Annotated in this window: 19 protein-coding genes; 13 read left to right on the top strand and 6 right to left on the bottom strand. The window is 61.8% G+C overall.

Annotation, left to right across the window (positions count from 1 at the left end; translation table 11 throughout):
* Positions 1–91 precede the first annotated feature (91 nt).
* On the bottom strand, positions 92–685 hold the full coding sequence (locus QMX86_RS23875; RefSeq protein ID WP_282386129.1) for a DUF2796 domain-containing protein: 594 nt from the start codon (positions 683–685) through the stop codon (positions 92–94).
* Between the two features lie 155 nt (positions 686–840).
* Complete coding sequence (locus QMX86_RS23880; protein WP_071173727.1) at positions 841–1,407, bottom strand: hypothetical protein; 567 nt, start codon at positions 1,405–1,407, stop codon at positions 841–843.
* Between the two features lie 128 nt (positions 1,408–1,535).
* Between QMX86_RS23880 and QMX86_RS23885 the strand changes: the two genes are divergently transcribed.
* Positions 1,536–1,895: a hypothetical protein gene (locus QMX86_RS23885; protein ID WP_122705922.1), complete on the top strand. Its 360-nt coding sequence runs from the start codon at positions 1,536–1,538 to the stop codon at positions 1,893–1,895.
* Positions 1,896–1,899: 4 nt separating this feature from the next.
* Here the strand turns inward: QMX86_RS23885 and trxA are convergent, their stop codons facing one another.
* The 3 genes from trxA to QMX86_RS23900 all read right to left on the bottom strand — a co-directional run bounded on the left by trxA (position 1,900) and on the right by QMX86_RS23900 (position 4,071).
* Positions 1,900–2,772, bottom strand: coding sequence for a thioredoxin (gene trxA, locus QMX86_RS23890; protein WP_282386132.1), 873 nt, complete (start codon positions 2,770–2,772; stop codon positions 1,900–1,902).
* Between the two features lie 181 nt (positions 2,773–2,953).
* Positions 2,954–3,610 (bottom strand): 50S ribosomal protein L11 methyltransferase, encoded by a 657-nt coding sequence (locus QMX86_RS23895; RefSeq protein WP_110646076.1) that lies wholly within the window; start codon positions 3,608–3,610, stop codon positions 2,954–2,956.
* Entirely contained in the window at positions 3,607–4,071 is a 465-nt protein-coding gene (locus QMX86_RS23900) for a YbaY family lipoprotein (protein ID WP_042610623.1), read from the bottom strand. Before QMX86_RS23900 ends, QMX86_RS23895 begins: the two co-directional genes overlap by 4 nt.
* Positions 4,072–4,199: 128 nt before the next feature.
* Here QMX86_RS23900 and nrdR point away from each other — a divergent pair, with 128 nt between their 5' ends.
* From nrdR to QMX86_RS23960, 12 genes are all read left to right on the top strand, one after another.
* Positions 4,200–4,664 carry a transcriptional regulator NrdR gene (gene nrdR, locus QMX86_RS23905; RefSeq protein ID WP_007910946.1) on the top strand — a complete coding sequence of 155 codons (465 nt, stop codon included), beginning with the start codon at positions 4,200–4,202 and terminating at the stop codon, positions 4,662–4,664.
* Complete coding sequence (gene ribD, locus QMX86_RS23910) at positions 4,661–5,794, top strand: bifunctional diaminohydroxyphosphoribosylaminopyrimidine deaminase/5-amino-6-(5-phosphoribosylamino)uracil reductase RibD (protein ID WP_282386136.1); 1,134 nt, start codon at positions 4,661–4,663, stop codon at positions 5,792–5,794. Before nrdR ends, ribD begins: the two co-directional genes overlap by 4 nt.
* Positions 5,795–5,841: 47 nt before the next feature.
* Entirely contained in the window at positions 5,842–6,504 is a 663-nt protein-coding gene (locus QMX86_RS23915; RefSeq protein WP_016772981.1) for a riboflavin synthase, read from the top strand.
* Between the two features lie 21 nt (positions 6,505–6,525).
* Entirely contained in the window at positions 6,526–7,617 is a 1,092-nt protein-coding gene (gene ribBA / locus QMX86_RS23920; protein WP_024014490.1) for a bifunctional 3,4-dihydroxy-2-butanone-4-phosphate synthase/GTP cyclohydrolase II, read from the top strand.
* A gap of 90 nt (positions 7,618–7,707) precedes the next feature.
* Positions 7,708–8,184, top strand: a complete 477-nt coding sequence (gene ribE, locus QMX86_RS23925; RefSeq protein ID WP_003228649.1) for a 6,7-dimethyl-8-ribityllumazine synthase — start codon at positions 7,708–7,710, stop codon at positions 8,182–8,184.
* Complete coding sequence (nusB, locus tag QMX86_RS23930) at positions 8,181–8,681, top strand: transcription antitermination factor NusB (RefSeq protein ID WP_024014489.1); 501 nt, start codon at positions 8,181–8,183, stop codon at positions 8,679–8,681. The genes ribE and nusB overlap by 4 nt, the downstream gene beginning before the upstream one ends.
* A gap of 27 nt (positions 8,682–8,708) precedes the next feature.
* Positions 8,709–9,674 (top strand): thiamine-phosphate kinase, encoded by a 966-nt coding sequence (gene thiL, locus QMX86_RS23935; protein ID WP_282386138.1) that lies wholly within the window; start codon positions 8,709–8,711, stop codon positions 9,672–9,674.
* Positions 9,671–10,174: a phosphatidylglycerophosphatase A gene (locus tag QMX86_RS23940; RefSeq protein WP_024014487.1), complete on the top strand. Its 504-nt coding sequence runs from the start codon at positions 9,671–9,673 to the stop codon at positions 10,172–10,174. The genes thiL and QMX86_RS23940 overlap by 4 nt, the downstream gene beginning before the upstream one ends.
* 25 nt (positions 10,175–10,199) lie before the next feature.
* A complete protein-coding gene (locus tag QMX86_RS23945; RefSeq protein WP_071173721.1) occupies positions 10,200–10,937 on the top strand; it encodes a transporter substrate-binding domain-containing protein in 738 nt (245 codons plus the stop codon).
* A gap of 144 nt (positions 10,938–11,081) precedes the next feature.
* Positions 11,082–11,699 carry a GTP cyclohydrolase II gene (gene ribA, locus QMX86_RS23950; RefSeq protein WP_024014485.1) on the top strand — a complete coding sequence of 206 codons (618 nt, stop codon included), beginning with the start codon at positions 11,082–11,084 and terminating at the stop codon, positions 11,697–11,699.
* On the top strand, positions 11,696–12,115 hold the full coding sequence (locus QMX86_RS23955; RefSeq protein WP_073475718.1) for an MFS transporter: 420 nt from the start codon (positions 11,696–11,698) through the stop codon (positions 12,113–12,115). Before ribA ends, QMX86_RS23955 begins: the two co-directional genes overlap by 4 nt.
* Positions 12,115–12,915 carry a cobalamin-binding protein gene (locus tag QMX86_RS23960; protein WP_282386141.1) on the top strand — a complete coding sequence of 267 codons (801 nt, stop codon included), beginning with the start codon at positions 12,115–12,117 and terminating at the stop codon, positions 12,913–12,915. Before QMX86_RS23955 ends, QMX86_RS23960 begins: the two co-directional genes overlap by 1 nt.
* A 137-nt stretch (positions 12,916–13,052) precedes the next feature.
* Here QMX86_RS23960 and QMX86_RS23965 read toward each other — a convergent pair whose 3' ends face one another.
* The gene (locus tag QMX86_RS23965; protein WP_282386143.1) at positions 13,053–14,933 is read right to left on the bottom strand and encodes a TonB-dependent receptor; all 1,881 of its coding nucleotides are present in this window, start codon (positions 14,931–14,933) and stop codon (positions 13,053–13,055) included.
* Positions 14,934–15,054 lie beyond the last annotated feature (121 nt).

A 15,054-nucleotide genomic window follows, 5' to 3' on the forward strand; every position in this document is an offset into this window, starting at 1 on the left:
GCTCGCGAAAGCGCTGGGTCAGACACCCACATGTCAGCTGACACGCCGCCTTCGCGAGCAGGCTCGCTCCCACAGGGGATTTCGGTGGATCCTAGAATTTCAGCGCAGCCGACTTGACCGTGACTTCCGTACCTTGCTGGCCGCTGGCGCTGATCAGTTGTACCTGAATCTTCTGCGTCGCCGGGAAGGTCTTGAAGACGTTCGTCAGGTTCAGCGTGCTCAGCGCGCCCGGTGTGGCGCAGCTGAATTGGTAATGCGCATGGATTTCGCTGTGGTCGTGGTGATGCTCGTGACCGTCCTTGTCCGCTTCATCTTCGTCGTGATTGTCGGCGTCCGGTTTGTCGCCGAACAGCGGGCTTTCCAGTTCCTGACTGACCACCTTGCAACCGGCCGCAGCGGGCAGACTGAACAGGGCCAATGGTTTTTCCAGCTGCGCCCGAGCGGCAGCGACTTTGGCCTTGTCGGCATCCGACGTGGCGGCGTGTTCAAAACCCACCAGATTCATCGCCGGGCTTTCCAGCTCCAGCTCCAGGGTCTGACCCTCCAGCGCGGCGTTCAGCCGACCCACACCATGTTCATGAGCGCCGAGGCTGCCGTGCTCATGATCATGATCGTGCTCATCAACCGCATGGGCAGCGGCCAGCGGCAACAGGGCAAACGGCAAAGCGAGCAACAAACGACGCATGACGAACTCCGAGAAAAATGAAAAGTTTGTTATGTAATCTTATAACGAAAGTGAGCAGAGTGTGCCCGTGCGCTTGAGATTGCGCAAGACATGGCTAAGCACCGCCCGGGATGAGTTCGCGGGCGGTGCTGGGGTTGGATGTCATGCTTGCAGAATCAGAAGCCTGCGCCGGGATAGTCGAACCAATAGTGTCCCGAAAGAACATCGTTGATCAGATTTGCGTCGAGCACGCTCGGGGCATCGCGACTGAAACGCTGTCGCCAAGCCGGAAGCCACCAGTAGTTGATGGCTGTTCCGCGCGGAAATACCACCAGAGTCAGCACCTCCTTATCCATTTTGCCCTGCGTGTAGAGTTGATGACTGCGATCCATCAGGGCCATGTACTGGTCGATTGGCAGTCTGAACATAAGTGCCATGGTGAAGATTTTTTCACTCTGACTGAACGCCGGACTCTGCAGTACCCGCAATGCTTCGCAAGTGTGTGAATTCGGTTGACTCGCTATGCTCTGGCCTTCGGGGGTTGAAAGTATGTCGAAACGATCATCCATGTCTCGCCAGTCGGTCCGGCTATTGCGCTCAAAGTAATCACGAATAACAAGGGTCAGTGGACCTGCAGTTTCCCCGTCAGCGGGACAAGCCGAAAGATCGGCAGGCAACCAGATGCGCCATGCCACGATGAGCAAGAGTGGGGTCATCAATAGGGCGTAGTAACTTCGTTTCATTACAGGGTGCTGTGAGAAAAAGGACACTGTAGATGAATGCTCGATAACCGCCACACTGGACAACGTCGCTTGGCGTTGCACAAGTCCCATGGGAGCATGCAGGTCAGAAAAGTGCAGGAGCGAACTCGATGTTGCGGATACGCGGAACGGTCGGCGAGGTGCCGGTGGATTTGACGGTGGAGCTGGATGACAGCGATTGGGCCAGGCTGGGTTCGGCGCTGAGCGGGCAGGCGCCGATTGCGCAGTCTGAGGCGGTTGCGCCCGCTCCGGCGGCGAAGCCGGTGAATCAGGATGATGCGCTGTGGCAGGTGGCCAAAGACTTGTTGCGCAACGCCGGGCAACTTAGCGGGCCGGATCTGCTCGATCAGTTGGAGGCGCTCACCGGCAGTGCGGCAGCGGGCAAGCGTTTGCTCGTGCGCTTGCGCCATAGTTCCGATGTGAAAGTGGCGAGCGGCGGGGATACGCCGCTCTATAGCTGGATCGGGTGAGGCCTTAATACAGCGCCGCAAACACTTTGCGACGGTAAGCCGTCACCAACGGATGATCATTGCCCAGCAGTTCGAACACCTGCAGCAAGGTCTTGTGCGGCAAGCCGTCGCCGTAGCTGCGGTTGCGGATGAATAGCTTCAGCAGGGCGTCCAGCGCCGCTTCGTATTGCTGGCGCGCCAGTTGCTGGATCGCCAGTTGGTACACCGCTTCATCGTCCTGTGGATTTTGCGCCAGGCGGCTTTTCAGGTCGGCGGCGTCCGGCAGGTCGCGGGCGAGGCCGAGGAACTGGATCTGCGCCTTGGCCCCGGCGAGTGCGGCTTTGTGCTCATCGCTCTTGACCGCGTCGAGCACGGTTTGCGCTTCGCCCAGCTCACCGCGTTCGGTCAGGCAGCGTGCGTAAAGGATCAGCGCTTTGGCGTTGGTATTGTCTTCATTGAGAATGGTCACCAGCACCGCTTCCGCCTCGGCGAAGTGACCTTCGTCGAACATCGCTTGGGCCTGTTCGAACGGGTCGGCAGCGGCCGGTGGCGGCATCTGCACATGCGGTTCCAGCAGCGCGCGCACGGCGGATTCCGGTTGTGCCCCGGCAAAGCCATCGACCGGCTGACCGTCCTTGAACAGCACCACGGTCGGCAGGCTGCGAATGCCGAAGCGGGCGACGATGTCCTGCTCGATGTCGCAGTTGACCTTGGCCAGCAGCAACTCGCCCTGATAGCTCTCGGCAATGCCTTGCAACATCGGCATCAACGCCTTGCACGGCGCACACCATTCGGCCCAGAAATCCACCAGCACCGGTTTGTTGAAGGAGGCTTCGATCACCGACTGGTCGAAATCGGCAGTCGTGGCGTCGAAGATATACGGCGTTTGCTGACTCATGGGGGATCTCGTAAAAGCGTGGATGGGCTCACTATAAAGCTTCGCGAGGGGCTGCTGAAAGCTGTAACACTGATCGTTCCCATGCTCCGCGTGGGAATGCCTCCGGTGACGCTCTGCGTTACGCCGTACGAAGGGACGCGGAGCGTCCCGGGCTGCATTCCCACGCAGAGCGTGGGAACGATCATGCGCGGGTGGCGTGGTAAAGGCTCACATGCCGAAACTCTTCCGGCTCGGCCAGATCCGGCAAGGTCATCGCCTCGAGCACTTCAATTCGCTCATACAACGGATGACGAAAGTTCCGCACCCGTGAATCCGCCACCAGCGCCTCGCGTCCGCGACTGAGAAACGCGTCGAGCAACGGCAGATTGGCGCGGTCGTACAGCACGTCGGCGACCAGAATCAGATCGAAGCGATCGGCCTCGGCAAAGAAATCCGTCGAATAACTCATCTGCACAGCATTGAGCTCGGCATTTGCCCGGCAAGCGGCGATCGCCAACGGATCGAGATCGCAGGCCACCACTTCCAGCGCCCCGGCCTTCACCGCTGCGATGCCGGCGATCCCGGAACCGGCGCCGAAATCCAGTACGCGCTTGCCGCGCACCCACTCTGGAAACTGTGCCAGATAACGCGCCACGGCCAAGCCGCTGGCCCAGCAAAAGCTCCAATAGGGCGGTTCATGCAGGATGCGCTGGGTTTCTTCCTGGCTGAATTCGCGGGCCATGTTGTCTCCGTCGATCAGCCACAGCTGCAAATCAGTGCCCGGCAACGCACAGGCTTTCAGTCTGGCGTCGCCGAGCAATTCCCCCAAGGCCTGTTGCAGGTCGAGCGGTGCTGTCATGGCGCTTTGACGAATTGCAGCTGGCCCAAAGCCTGAGTGGTCGGTTGAGTGATGGTCTGCGACGGCAGGTGCAGGATCAGTTGCCCGGACTGGCTGGCGCGACCGCGCAGCTCGACCCGTGCGCCGGCCGGAAACGCCTCGGGGTTGAAGCGCAGGTGAAACGGCAGGATCTGGTTGTTGCCGATCAGGCTGGAACTGGCGAGCAACTGTTGCGGGCGATCCTTTTCATCGATGACCAGCAGCGCCAGTTCGACCTCGGCGCCGGCCGGCACGCCTTGCAGGGTGCCGCTCAGTTCGCGCTGATGCGCTGGCAGCGGGCCAAGTTCGGCGGCCTCTTTGGCTTTTTTCTGCGCCTGTTGCGGCGCGGGGCCCGGCGTCGGCGGTTGCGGCTTGGGCGCGTCGCTGCCACAGGCCACCAGCAGGCTGAAAAGACTGAGCAGAACGAGCGGACGTAACGGCATTGGAGGCTCCGGCAGAATGAATTCCATGGATCAGACGATCATGCCGTTCTGTATACCGCAAAGCCTATGGCTTGTCTTGCCACGGGGATGCGCTACCATGGCCCTCCCATTTTTTGTTGCCAGCCACCATGCACTGTCCCTTCTGCGGTGCCAACGACACCAAGGTCATCGACTCGCGTCTGGTCGCCGAGGGCGAACAGGTGCGCCGCCGGCGTGAATGCCTGGCCTGCGGCGAACGTTTCACGACGTTCGAGACGGCCGAACTGGTGTTGCCGCGCCTGATCAAAACCGACGGCAGCCGCCAACCGTTCGACGAAGAAAAACTCCGCGCCGGCATGCAACGCGCGCTGGAGAAACGTCCGGTCAGCGTCGAGCGCCTCGAATCCTCTCTGGTCCATATCAAGCACAAGCTGCGCGCCACCGGCGAACGCGAGGTCAAATCCCTCGTGGTCGGCGAGCTGGTGATGGCCGAGCTGCAAAAGCTTGATGAAGTCGCCTATATCCGTTTTGCCTCGGTGTACAAGCGCTTCCAGGACCTCAATGAATTCCGCGAAGAGATCGACCGCCTCGCCCGCGAACCGGTGAAAGAATGACCACCGCCGCCGAGCAGGCGATCCTCGACGCGCATTTCATGGCCCGCGCGCTGGAACTGGCGCGCAAAGGCCACTACACCACCCATCCCAATCCGCGAGTCGGTTGCGTGGTGGTGCGTGACGGCCAGATTGTCGGCGAAGGCTGGCATGAGCGCGCCGGCGAACCCCATGCCGAAGTCCACGCCCTGCGCGCCGCTGGCGAGCAGGCCCGGGGCGCGACGGCTTATGTGACCCTCGAACCTTGCAGCCACCACGGGCGCACGCCGCCGTGTGCCGATGCCTTGGTGACCGCTGGCGTTGCCCGGGTCGTAGCGGCGATGCGTGATCCCAATCCGCAAGTCGCCGGGCGCGGTTTGCAGCGCTTGGCTGATGCCGGTATCGCCACTGAAAGCGGGGTGCTGGAAGCAGAAGCGCGCAAGCTCAATCAAGGTTTTCTGAAACGCATGGAACATGGCTTGCCGTTCGTGCGGGTCAAACTGGCCATGAGCCTCGATGGGCGCACAGCGATGGAAAGCGGCGAGAGCCAATGGATCACCGGCCCGGCGGCGCGTTCTGCGGTACAGCGTTTGCGCGCTGAGGCGGCGGTGGTGCTGACCGGCGCCGATACGGTGCTGGCTGACGGCGCACGCTTGACCGTGCGCGCGGACGAACTCGGTCTGGACAGCGAGCAAACCGCGCTGGCCATGAGTCGCCCGCCATTGCGCGTGTTGATCGATGGCCGCCTGCGGGTGCCGCTGGATGCACCGTTCTTCAAGGCCGGGCCGGCGCTGGTGGCCACCTGTGTAGCGGTCGAGGAGCAATACGCCAACGGCCCGGAATGCCTGATCGTGCTGGGTGACGACGGCCAGGTCGATCTGCATCAATTGCTCATCGAACTGGCTCATCGTGGCACCAATGAGGTGCTGGTCGAGGCCGGGCCGCGTCTGGCCGGCGCCTTTGCGCAACTGGGGCTGGTCGACGAATTCGTGATCTTCATTGCCGGCAAGTTCCTTGGCTCCACGGCGCGTCCGCTGCTCGACTGGCCGCTGGCGCAGATGAAAGATGCGCCGGAACTGAAAATCACTGAAATCCGCGCGGTGGGCGATGACTGGCGAGTCACTGCGATCCCTGTGCCTTCAGCCCGCGTATAATTCCCGGCCATTGCGTTAGCGCTGGCCTCGTTCTCAAGGAGAACCCCATGTTCACCGGCATCATCGAATCCATCGGCAGTATCCGCGCACTGACCCCAAAGGGCGGTGATGTGCGGGTGCACGTCGCAACCGGCAAGCTCGATCTGAGTGACGTCAAACTCGGCGACAGCATCGCGGTCAACGGCGTTTGCCTGACCGCCGTCGAGTTGCCGGGCGACGGCTTTGCCGCCGACGTCAGCCGCGAAACCCTCGATTGCACGGCCATGAATGACTTGAAAAGCGGCAGCCCGGTCAATCTGGAAAAAGCCCTGACCCCGACCACTCGCCTTGGCGGGCATCTGGTCAGCGGTCACGTCGATGGTGTCGGCGAAGTGGTCTCGCGCAGCGACAATGCCCGCGCCGTGGAATTTCGCATCCGCGCGCCGAAAGAACTGGCCAAGTACATCGCCCATAAAGGCTCGATCACCGTCGACGGTACCAGCCTGACCGTGAACGAAGTCGATGGCGCCGAATTCATGCTGACGATCATTCCGCACACCCTCAGCGAAACCATCATGGCTTCTTACAAGCCGGGCCGCCGGGTGAATCTGGAAGTCGACCTGCTGGCGCGTTATCTGGAGCGTCTGCTGCTGGGCGACAAGGCCGCCGAGAAGACCGCCGGCAGCACCATCACCGAAAGCTTTCTGGCCCAAAACGGCTACCTCAAATAATTCAAAAGAAGGGGGTGCCTTGTGGCGCTCAATAGCATCGAAGAACTGGTTGAAGACATCCGCCAAGGCAAGATGGTCATCCTCATGGATGACGAAGACCGCGAGAACGAAGGCGACCTGATCATGGCCGCCGAATGCTGCCAGGCCGAACACATCAACTTCATGGCCAAGCACGCCCGTGGCCTGATCTGCATGCCGATGAGCCGCGAGCGCTGCGAACTGTTGAAGCTGCCGCTGATGGCGCCACGCAACGGTTCCGGTTTCGGCACCAAGTTCACCGTTTCGATCGAAGCTGCCGAAGGCGTGACTACCGGCATCTCCGCCGCTGACCGTGCGCGCACCGTGCAAGCGGCTGCGGCCAAGGACGCCAAGGCTGAAGATATCGTCAGTCCGGGCCACATCTTCCCGCTGATGGCGCAGGCCGGCGGCACCCTCGCTCGCGCCGGCCACACCGAAGCCGCCTGCGACCTGGCGCGCATGGCCGGTTTCGAGCCGAGCGGAGTGATCTGCGAAGTGATGAACGACGACGGCACCATGTCCCGTCGCGCTGAACTCGAAGCATTCGCCGCCGAACACAACATCAAGATCGGCACCATCGCCGACCTGATCCACTACCGGATGATCCACGAACGTACCGTTCAGCGGATTGCCGAGCAGCCGCTGGACAGCGAACTGGGCCAATTCAACCTGGTGACCTATCGTGATTCGGTGGAAGGCGACGTGCACATGGCTCTGACGCTGGGCACTGTCTGCGCTGAAGAACCAACGCTGGTTCGCGTGCACAACATGGACCCGCTGCGCGACCTGCTGATGGTCAAGCAACCCGGTCGCTGGAGCCTGCGCGCCGCCATGGCTGCGGTCGCCGAGGCCGGCAGCGGTGTAGTGCTGCTGCTCGGTCACCCGCTCGATGGCGACGTGCTGCTGGCGCATATCCGTGAAACCGGTGAGCAGGCAACGCCGAAAAAACCGACCACCTACAGCATTGTCGGTGCCGGTTCGCAGATCCTGCGTGACCTCGGCGTGCGCAAGATGCGCTTGATGTCGGCACCAATGAAGTTCAATGCGATATCCGGTTTCGATCTGGAAGTTGTAGAATACGTGCCCTCCGAATAATGACCGGCTGTTTCCGGACTCCGATTCGCGGCAAATAATCACTGAGGGGCGCGTAGCAGACGCGTCCCGGCTCTTTAAGAGAACTGACGAATGACCCTGAAGACCATCGAAGGTACCTTCATCGCCCCCAAAGGCCGCTACGCTCTGGTAGTGGGCCGCTTCAACAGCTTCGTGGTTGAAAGCCTGGTCAGCGGTGCCGTTGATGCCCTGGTTCGCCACGGCGTGAGCGAAAGCGACATCACCATCATCCGCGCACCGGGCGCCTTCGAAATCCCGCTGGTTGCGCAGAAAGTCGCCCAGAAAGGCGAGTTCGCAGCGATCATCGCCCTCGGCGCGGTCATTCGTGGCGGTACTCCGCACTTCGAATACGTCGCTGGCGAGTGCACCAAAGGCCTGGCCCAAGTCTCCATGGAATTCGGCGTACCGGTCGCGTTCGGCGTGCTGACCGTCGATTCCATCGAGCAAGCCATCGAACGTTCCGGCACCAAGGCCGGTAACAAAGGTGCCGAAGCTGCCCTGTCCGCTCTGGAAATGGTCAGCCTGCTGGCGCAGTTGGAGGCCAAGTGATTAGCGACGAAAGCGATCGTTTCAACCCGCGCGATCCGAAACCTGCGGATGCCGGCAAGCCGTCGAAGAGCGCCAAGCGTCGCGAAGCCCGTCAGCTCGCGACCCAGGCGCTGTACCAGTGGCACATGGCCCGGCAATCGCTGAACGAGATCGAAGCGCAGTTTCGCGTTGATAACGATTTCACCGATGTCGACGGCGCCTACTTCCGTGAAATCCTTCACGGTGTTCCGCAGTTCAAGACCGAAATCGACACTGCCCTGACGCCTTGCCTGGATCTGGCGATCGAAGAGCTCGACCCAGTTGAACTGGCGGTTCTGCGCCTGTCGACCTGGGAACTGCTCAAGCGCGTCGACGTGCCATACCGCGTTGTGATCAACGAAGGTATCGAGCTGGCCAAGGTGTTCGGTTCGACCGACGGCCACAAGTTCGTCAACGGCGTGCTCGACAAGCTGGCCCCGCGCCTGCGTGAAGCTGAAGTGAAGGCGTTCAAGCGCTGATCGGCGCTTGAATACTTTTTCTCGGCCATGGGCGAGTTTGAGCTGATCCGCAATTTCTTCGCCGCCGCGCCTTGTGCGCAGGGCGGCGAAGGCGTTGCTCTGGGGATCGGCGACGACTGCGCCTTGCTGGCGGTTCCCGCTGGGGAACAGCTGGCGGTTTCTACCGATACGCTGGTGGCCGGTGTGCATTTCGCCGACCCCTGCGATCCGTTTCTGCTCGGTCAGCGCTCGCTGGCCGTCGCGGTCAGTGACCTGGCCGCCATGGGCGCCGCGCCCGTTGCCTTTACCCTTGCCCTGACCTTGCCGACGGTGACTGCCGATTGGCTGCAAGCCTATGCCCGGGGTTTGAACCGCATGGCGCAAAGCTGCGGCGTCGCGCTGGTCGGCGGCGATACCACGCGCGGACCGTTGAGCCTGACGGTCACCGTGTTCGGCCGCGTACCCGCTGGCCAGGCCTTGACCCGCAGCGGTGCGCAGGCCGGTGATCTGCTCTGCGTCGGCGGCGAACTGGGCAATGCGGCCGGCGCCTTGCCGCTGGTATTGGCCCAACGTGATGCCGAAGCGCATATCGCCCAGCCGCTGCTCGATCATTACTGGTCGCCACAACCACAACTGGCCCTCGGTCAGGCCCTGCGCGGCAAGGCCACGGCGGCACTGGACATCTCCGACGGCCTGCTCGCCGATTGCGGGCATATCGCGCTGGCGTCGAAGGTGCGACTTGAGATTGAACGCGAGCGTGTACCGTTGTCGGATGCTTTAGTCGCGTTTCTCGGCCAGCGCAGTGCCGAGCGCGCGGCATTGAGCGGTGGTGATGATTACGTACTGGCCTTCACCTTGCCGACCGCCGAGTTGCCGGCACTGCTGGCCGACGGCTGGCCGATCCATGTGATCGGCCGTGTGCTGCCGGGCCAGGCCGTGGTGCTTCTGGACCGCGACGGGCGCGACATCACTCCGCAGATTCGCGGCTACCAACATTTTCAGGAGACACCGTGACAGATCACCCGAAACAGGTCCCTGCCGAATTCGTGCCTCCTTCGGTCTGGCGCAATCCGTGGCATTTCCTCGCGTTCGGCTTCGGCTCCGGCACCTTGCCAAAAGCGCCGGGCACGTGGGGCTCGCTGGTGGCGCTGCCGTTCATTCCGTTGTGGCAGATGCTGCCCGACTGGGGTTACTGGCTGATGCTCGGCATCACCATGCTGTTCGGTTTCTGGCTGTGCGGCAAAGTCGCTGACGATTTGCGCGTGCACGACCACGAAGGCATCGTCTGGGACGAAATGGTCGGCATGTGGATCACCCTGTGGCTGGTGCCGGAAGGCTGGTACTGGTTGCTCGCGGGTTTTCTGGTGTTCCGCTTCTTCGATATTCTCAAGCCGTGGCCGATTCGCTGGATCGACAAGCACGTGCATGGCGGCGTCGGCATCATGCTCGACGACGTGCTGGCCGGTGTGTTCGCCTGGCTGGCGATGCAAGGGCTGGTCTGGATATTCGCCTGATTCGACTCACGTGAGGAAACACGCAATGCTGCGACGCGGGTTGGCGCTGCTGCTTCTGGCTCTGCTGGGCACGTTCGCCCATGCGCAGGCCGCCGCGCCTGTGCCTGGGGTGATCCATCTGGCCAGCGAAGACTGGGAGGATTACACCGCCGCCGACGGCCATGGTCTGGCCTGGGACGTGTTGCGCAAAGTGTTCGAGCCGGCCGGGGTCAAGCTGGATATCCGCACGGTGCCGTACACCCGGTCGATCGGGCTGGTGCAGTTGAAGGAAGTCGACGCGCTGGTCGGCTCCTACCGCGACGAAGCCGAGCATGTGCTGTACCCGCAATCGAAGTTCGATTCTGATCACATCTACGCGCTGGGCCTGTCCAGCAGCCCGCCGCCGACCCAGGCGACCCTGGGCAAATATCGTCTGGCCTGGGTGCGCGGCTACCGCTACGAGAACTACTTGCCGAACATCCAGCGCTTCAACCAGATCGAACGACGTACCGGCATTCTGCTGATGCTCAAGCAGGGCCGGGCGGATTACTACATCGATGCGCTGACCGAGATTGAAGCGGTCGTGCGCGATGCCGCGGATCCAGCGCAGTATCGCTATTCGCATCTGGCTGAGTTGCCGCTGTTTCTCGGTTTCGCCGATACCCCACAGGCTCGCGCGTTGATGGCGCTGTATGACCGGCGCATGGCGGAGCTGGTCAAGAGCGGAGAGTTGAAGCCGGTCTTCGAGAAGTGGCAGCAGCCGTATCCGTTTGATCCAAAATGATCACAGTGTCCTGTGGGAGCGCATGGCAGCTGTCATCAAACTTTTTGATGGTTATGCCCGATAATTCAGCCTAAGCGTCCACAGGAACCTGCTGTTACAATGCCCGCCTGCGAATTTTCAGTCTTCTAGATCAGGAGCACATCGGTGCCTGTCGTCTTCGTCGCCGCTTCCAAGCTGCCAACGCCTTTTGCGCAATTCACCATGCACGGCTTTCTCGATGAGAGCACCGGGCGTGAGCACGTCGTGCTGAGCCTCGGTGAAATTGCCGATGGCGCCCCGGTACTCGGTCGCCTGCATTCCGAATGCCTGACCGGCGATGCCTTGTTCAGCCAGCGTTGCGACTGCGGCTCGCAATTAGAGGCAGCTTTGCAGGCGATTGCGCGCGAAGGCCGTGGCGTGCTGCTGTATCTGCGTCAGGAAGGGCGCGGCATCGGTCTGCTGAACAAGATCCGCGCCTATGAATTGCAGGACGGCGGCGCCGACACCGTGGAAGCCAACGAGCGTCTGGGCTTTGCCGCCGATCAGCGCGACTACGCCATGTGCCTGCCGATGCTTGAGCATCTGGGCGTGAAATCCCTGCGCCTGATGACCAACAACCCGCGCAAGGTCAAAGCGCTGACCGACATGGGCATCGTCGTCGCCGAGCGCGTGCCGCTGCACACCGGGCACAATCCGCACAACAAACTCTACCTGGCGACCAAGGCCAGCAAGCTCGACCACATGATGGGCAACGAGCATCAGGGCGAGGTCGACCGCGCGTGACCCGTGGCCAGGTGCGGCGGCGGTTGTCGGTGGCCTGGTGGCAATACCTGGCGCTGGCGCTGTTGCCGCTGTTCGTGCTCAACGCGCTGTTCGGTGAAGGCCAGGGCCTGCTGCCAGTGCTGGCAATGCCTTTGTTCATTGCCGGCGTCGCCTCGATGTTTGTCAGCCTGAAGTATTTCGCCCGCTACAAACACGCCCTGATCGCCACGCAAAAAGCCCTCGATACCGCCGAAGAACCCGCCGCCTGGATTGCCCTTGCGGCGCGTCGGCGTACGGCGTTGCTGGTAGCGTCCTTGCCGGCCTGGATTGGCGCACTGGCGGTATTCGTCGGCCTCGAAGCCGTGCCGTTGATGTTGCTGGCGCTGTCCACCGCCGTGCTGTTCTACCTCTACCGTATTCCGCGACAACTCGGCTGATGCATCGCCTGTGGCTGGCGGTTCTGCTGCTCGCCCTGAGCAACCCGGCGCTGGCCGCACTGCGTGTGGTCAGCCTCGCCCCCTCGCTGTCTGAAATCGTCGTTGAACTGGATTCCGCTGACCTGCTGGTCGGCGTACTGGATGCGGGCGAGCGGCCGGCGGCGATAGCGGATGTTCCATCAGTGGGCCGCTACGGCCAGCTCGACATGGAGCGCTTGCTCAGCCTGAAACCGGATTTGCTGCTGCTCTGGCCCGGCAGTGTTGGCGCGGGGCAGCGTGATCAGCTCAAGCACCTGCACATTCCGACCTTCGTCGCCGAACCGCACACGTTGGCGCAACTGGCGACGCAAATTGAAGCGATCAGCAAACAGCTCGGGCGTCCAGAACGTGGGGCGAAACGAGCGGCCGAATTGCGAGAGCAACTGAATGATCTGCGCCAGCGTTATAGCCGTGACGAACCGCTGCGGGTTTTCTATCAAGTCTGGGACAAACCGCTATACACCGTGGGTGGCGGGCAGATCATCAGCGATGCGCTTGAGGTGTGCGGCGCGCGCAATGTCTTCGCCGAGCTGAATCTGCCGGCGCCGCAGGTAAGTATTGAAGCAGTGTTGCAGCGTGATCCGGAAGTGATTGTCGCCGGTGATCAGGCGCAGTTAGGGGCGTGGAAAACCTGGCCGCAGGTGGCAGCAGTCAGGCAGGGGAGACTGCTATTGGTCACTGACAAAGGTCTGGAAAGGCCCAGTGGTCAGATGATCAGTGCGACCGCCAAACTCTGCCAATTGATCGCGCCGGATCGGTAGACCGCATCGCCTGTATTCGCGAGCAGGCTCGCTCCCACACTGGATTTGCGTTGAAAACAAACTGTGTGGCCGCACTCAGTCTACTGTGGGAGCGAGCCTGCTCGCGAAGAGGCCTGCCAACCAACACAAATCTCAGTTCAGAGTTCAGGGGTCCATGTCACCCCAAACATCCACGCCCGACCTTCCTCACGATAGCCATACTGCGCGCCGTCATAGCTGTAGTTCGCCCGGCTGTAGTTCTTGTCCAGCAGGTTATCCACCTTCAGATCCAGCTTGATCTCACGGTTCAGCGCCCAACTGCTGCGCAGCCCGAGCGTGCCGTAGCCACCCAGCGACTGGGTGTTGTTCAAGTCGTCGTAACTGCCGCTGACCAATTGCCAACTGGCGCCGAGACCCAAGCGATCAAACTGCCGATCCAGATCCCAACTGGCCGTGCGCCGCGCCCGCCGTGCCAGTGTGTGCCCGGTATCGCGATCACGTGGATCAATGATCGCTACGCCAAGATTGCTCTGCCAGCCAAACAGCTCCTGCTTCAACGCTGCTTCAAAACCGTTGATGCGCGCTGACGCAACGTTCTGCGGGCGTGAGTTGCTGCCGAAGATGATCGCGTCTTCCAGGTCGGTGCGGTAAATCGAGGCTTCCAGCCGCGCGCTGTCGCTCAACTGGCTGCGCCATTGCAGTTCGTAGCTTTTCGAAGTTTCCGGTTTCAGGTCGGGATTGCTGAAATCCGGGTAGTACAGGTCGTTGAAGGTCGGCGCGCGGAAACCTTCGCTGTAGCTCAGCAGCACGTCGTTGTCCGGGTTCAGCGGCAGGGTGAAAGTGCCGCTCCACGTGTTCTGGTTGCCGAACTGCTGGTTGTCGTCGTGGCGCAGGCCGATCTCGGTGGAGAAACTGTCGGCCTGATAGCGATGCTGGATGAACGCTGCGCGATTCCAGCGGCTGTCCTCGTCAAACGCAGTGCTGCTGTTGACCCGGTCTTCGTACCAGTCGCCGCCCAGAATCAGGCTGTTGCGCGCGTCCAGCGTCAGGTCGTTCTGCCAGTTCACCGAGTCGCGATAGGTGTTGAACACCGTGCGCTCGTCGCTGAGCTTGTCGAAGGTCTTTTCGCGGTTTTCGCTGTGGCCGAGTTCGATGCGGGTTTTCCAGGTTTCGTTGACCCGCGCATCGACATAACTGCTGATGCTGCTGACATTGAAATCACTGTATGGCTGCTGTTGCACCGACTCGAAAGTGTCCATGTCGAAGCGGCCGAACGGGTTGTCGAATTCGCTCCTGCCACGGTTATCCAGCAGATTGGCGCCGACTTCGACGTCATCGGTCAGCGCGTGGCTGAGGCTCAGGCTCAGGGATTTGTTGCGGTAGGCGTCATGGTCGCTGTCGCTTGGATACGACTCGTGCGTACGGTCGATCCCGGCCGTTTCGTCGAGGCTGGCGCCGAGGTTGAAGCGGGTTTTCTCGTCGCCGCCGGACAAGCCGAGGCTGCGTTCCCAGGTCTGCTGACTGCCAAAGCCCAGATGCAGGCGTGGCTGCAAGCCTTGCTCGGTGCCGCGCCGGGTGAAGATCTGGATCACCCCGCCAATCGCGTCGCTGCCGTAGATCACCGAACGCGAACCGCGCAGCACTTCAACGCGCTCGATCTGCTCGATGTTCAGATGCTGCAGGTTGCTGTCGCCGGAAGTCGAGTTGCCGATGCGCTGGCCATCGACCAGCACCAGGCTCTGCGCCGATTGCGTGCCGCGAATGTAAATCCCCGGCAGACTGCCGCGCCCGCCGGTCTGCGCCACTTGCACGCCAGGCACGCGCCGCAGCAGATCGGGCACGTCGCTGGGTTGCAGGCGATCGATGTCTTCGCGGGTGAACACGGTGTTGGCGGCGCTGCTGTCGTTGCGCGCCTCGACCTGACGATTGGCGCTGATCAGCGTGTCCGGCAGCTTCAGCGCCTGATCGCGTTCGAATGTATCGGCAAGGGCGCTGGCGGTTGGCAGCAGGAGGAAGGGCAGGGCGAGGCGGAGGTTCATCGGTGGTCCGTTGATGCGTAAGCGTCAATTTTGAAAGTCACACAAACCAATGTGGGAGCGAGCTTGCTCGCGAATGCGGACTGTCAGTCAAATGAATGCTGACTGACACACCGCATTCGCG

The sequence above is a fragment of the Pseudomonas sp. PS01270 genome (assembly GCF_029959775.1).
GTDB lineage: Bacteria > Pseudomonadota > Gammaproteobacteria > Pseudomonadales > Pseudomonadaceae > Aquipseudomonas > Aquipseudomonas atacamensis.

Bases quoted from the DNA above. Each gene is read 5' to 3' on its own strand.
- thiL (WP_282386138.1), top strand. From the start codon at position 8,709: ATGGGCGAGTTTGAGCTGATCCGCAATTTCTTCGCCGCCGCGCCTTGT.
- QMX86_RS23900 (WP_042610623.1), bottom strand. From the start codon at position 4,071: ATGCCGTTACGTCCGCTCGTTCTGCTCAGTCTTTTCAGCCTGCTGGTG.
- QMX86_RS23945 (WP_071173721.1), top strand. From the start codon at position 10,200: ATGCTGCGACGCGGGTTGGCGCTGCTGCTTCTGGCTCTGCTGGGCACG.
- nrdR (WP_007910946.1), top strand. From the start codon at position 4,200: ATGCACTGTCCCTTCTGCGGTGCCAACGACACCAAGGTCATCGACTCG.
- QMX86_RS23885 (WP_122705922.1), top strand. From the start codon at position 1,536: ATGTTGCGGATACGCGGAACGGTCGGCGAGGTGCCGGTGGATTTGACG.
- ribD (WP_282386136.1), top strand. From the start codon at position 4,661: ATGACCACCGCCGCCGAGCAGGCGATCCTCGACGCGCATTTCATGGCC.
- trxA (WP_282386132.1), bottom strand. From the start codon at position 2,772: ATGAGTCAGCAAACGCCGTATATCTTCGACGCCACGACTGCCGATTTC.
- QMX86_RS23915 (WP_016772981.1), top strand. From the start codon at position 5,842: ATGTTCACCGGCATCATCGAATCCATCGGCAGTATCCGCGCACTGACC.
- QMX86_RS23895 (WP_110646076.1), bottom strand. From the start codon at position 3,610: ATGACAGCACCGCTCGACCTGCAACAGGCCTTGGGGGAATTGCTCGGC.
- ribE (WP_003228649.1), top strand. From the start codon at position 7,708: ATGACCCTGAAGACCATCGAAGGTACCTTCATCGCCCCCAAAGGCCGC.
- QMX86_RS23875 (WP_282386129.1), bottom strand. From the start codon at position 685: ATGCGTCGTTTGTTGCTCGCTTTGCCGTTTGCCCTGTTGCCGCTGGCC.
- QMX86_RS23965 (WP_282386143.1), bottom strand. From the start codon at position 14,933: ATGAACCTCCGCCTCGCCCTGCCCTTCCTCCTGCTGCCAACCGCCAGC.
- QMX86_RS23880 (WP_071173727.1), bottom strand. From the start codon at position 1,407: ATGAAACGAAGTTACTACGCCCTATTGATGACCCCACTCTTGCTCATC.
- QMX86_RS23960 (WP_282386141.1), top strand. From the start codon at position 12,115: ATGCATCGCCTGTGGCTGGCGGTTCTGCTGCTCGCCCTGAGCAACCCG.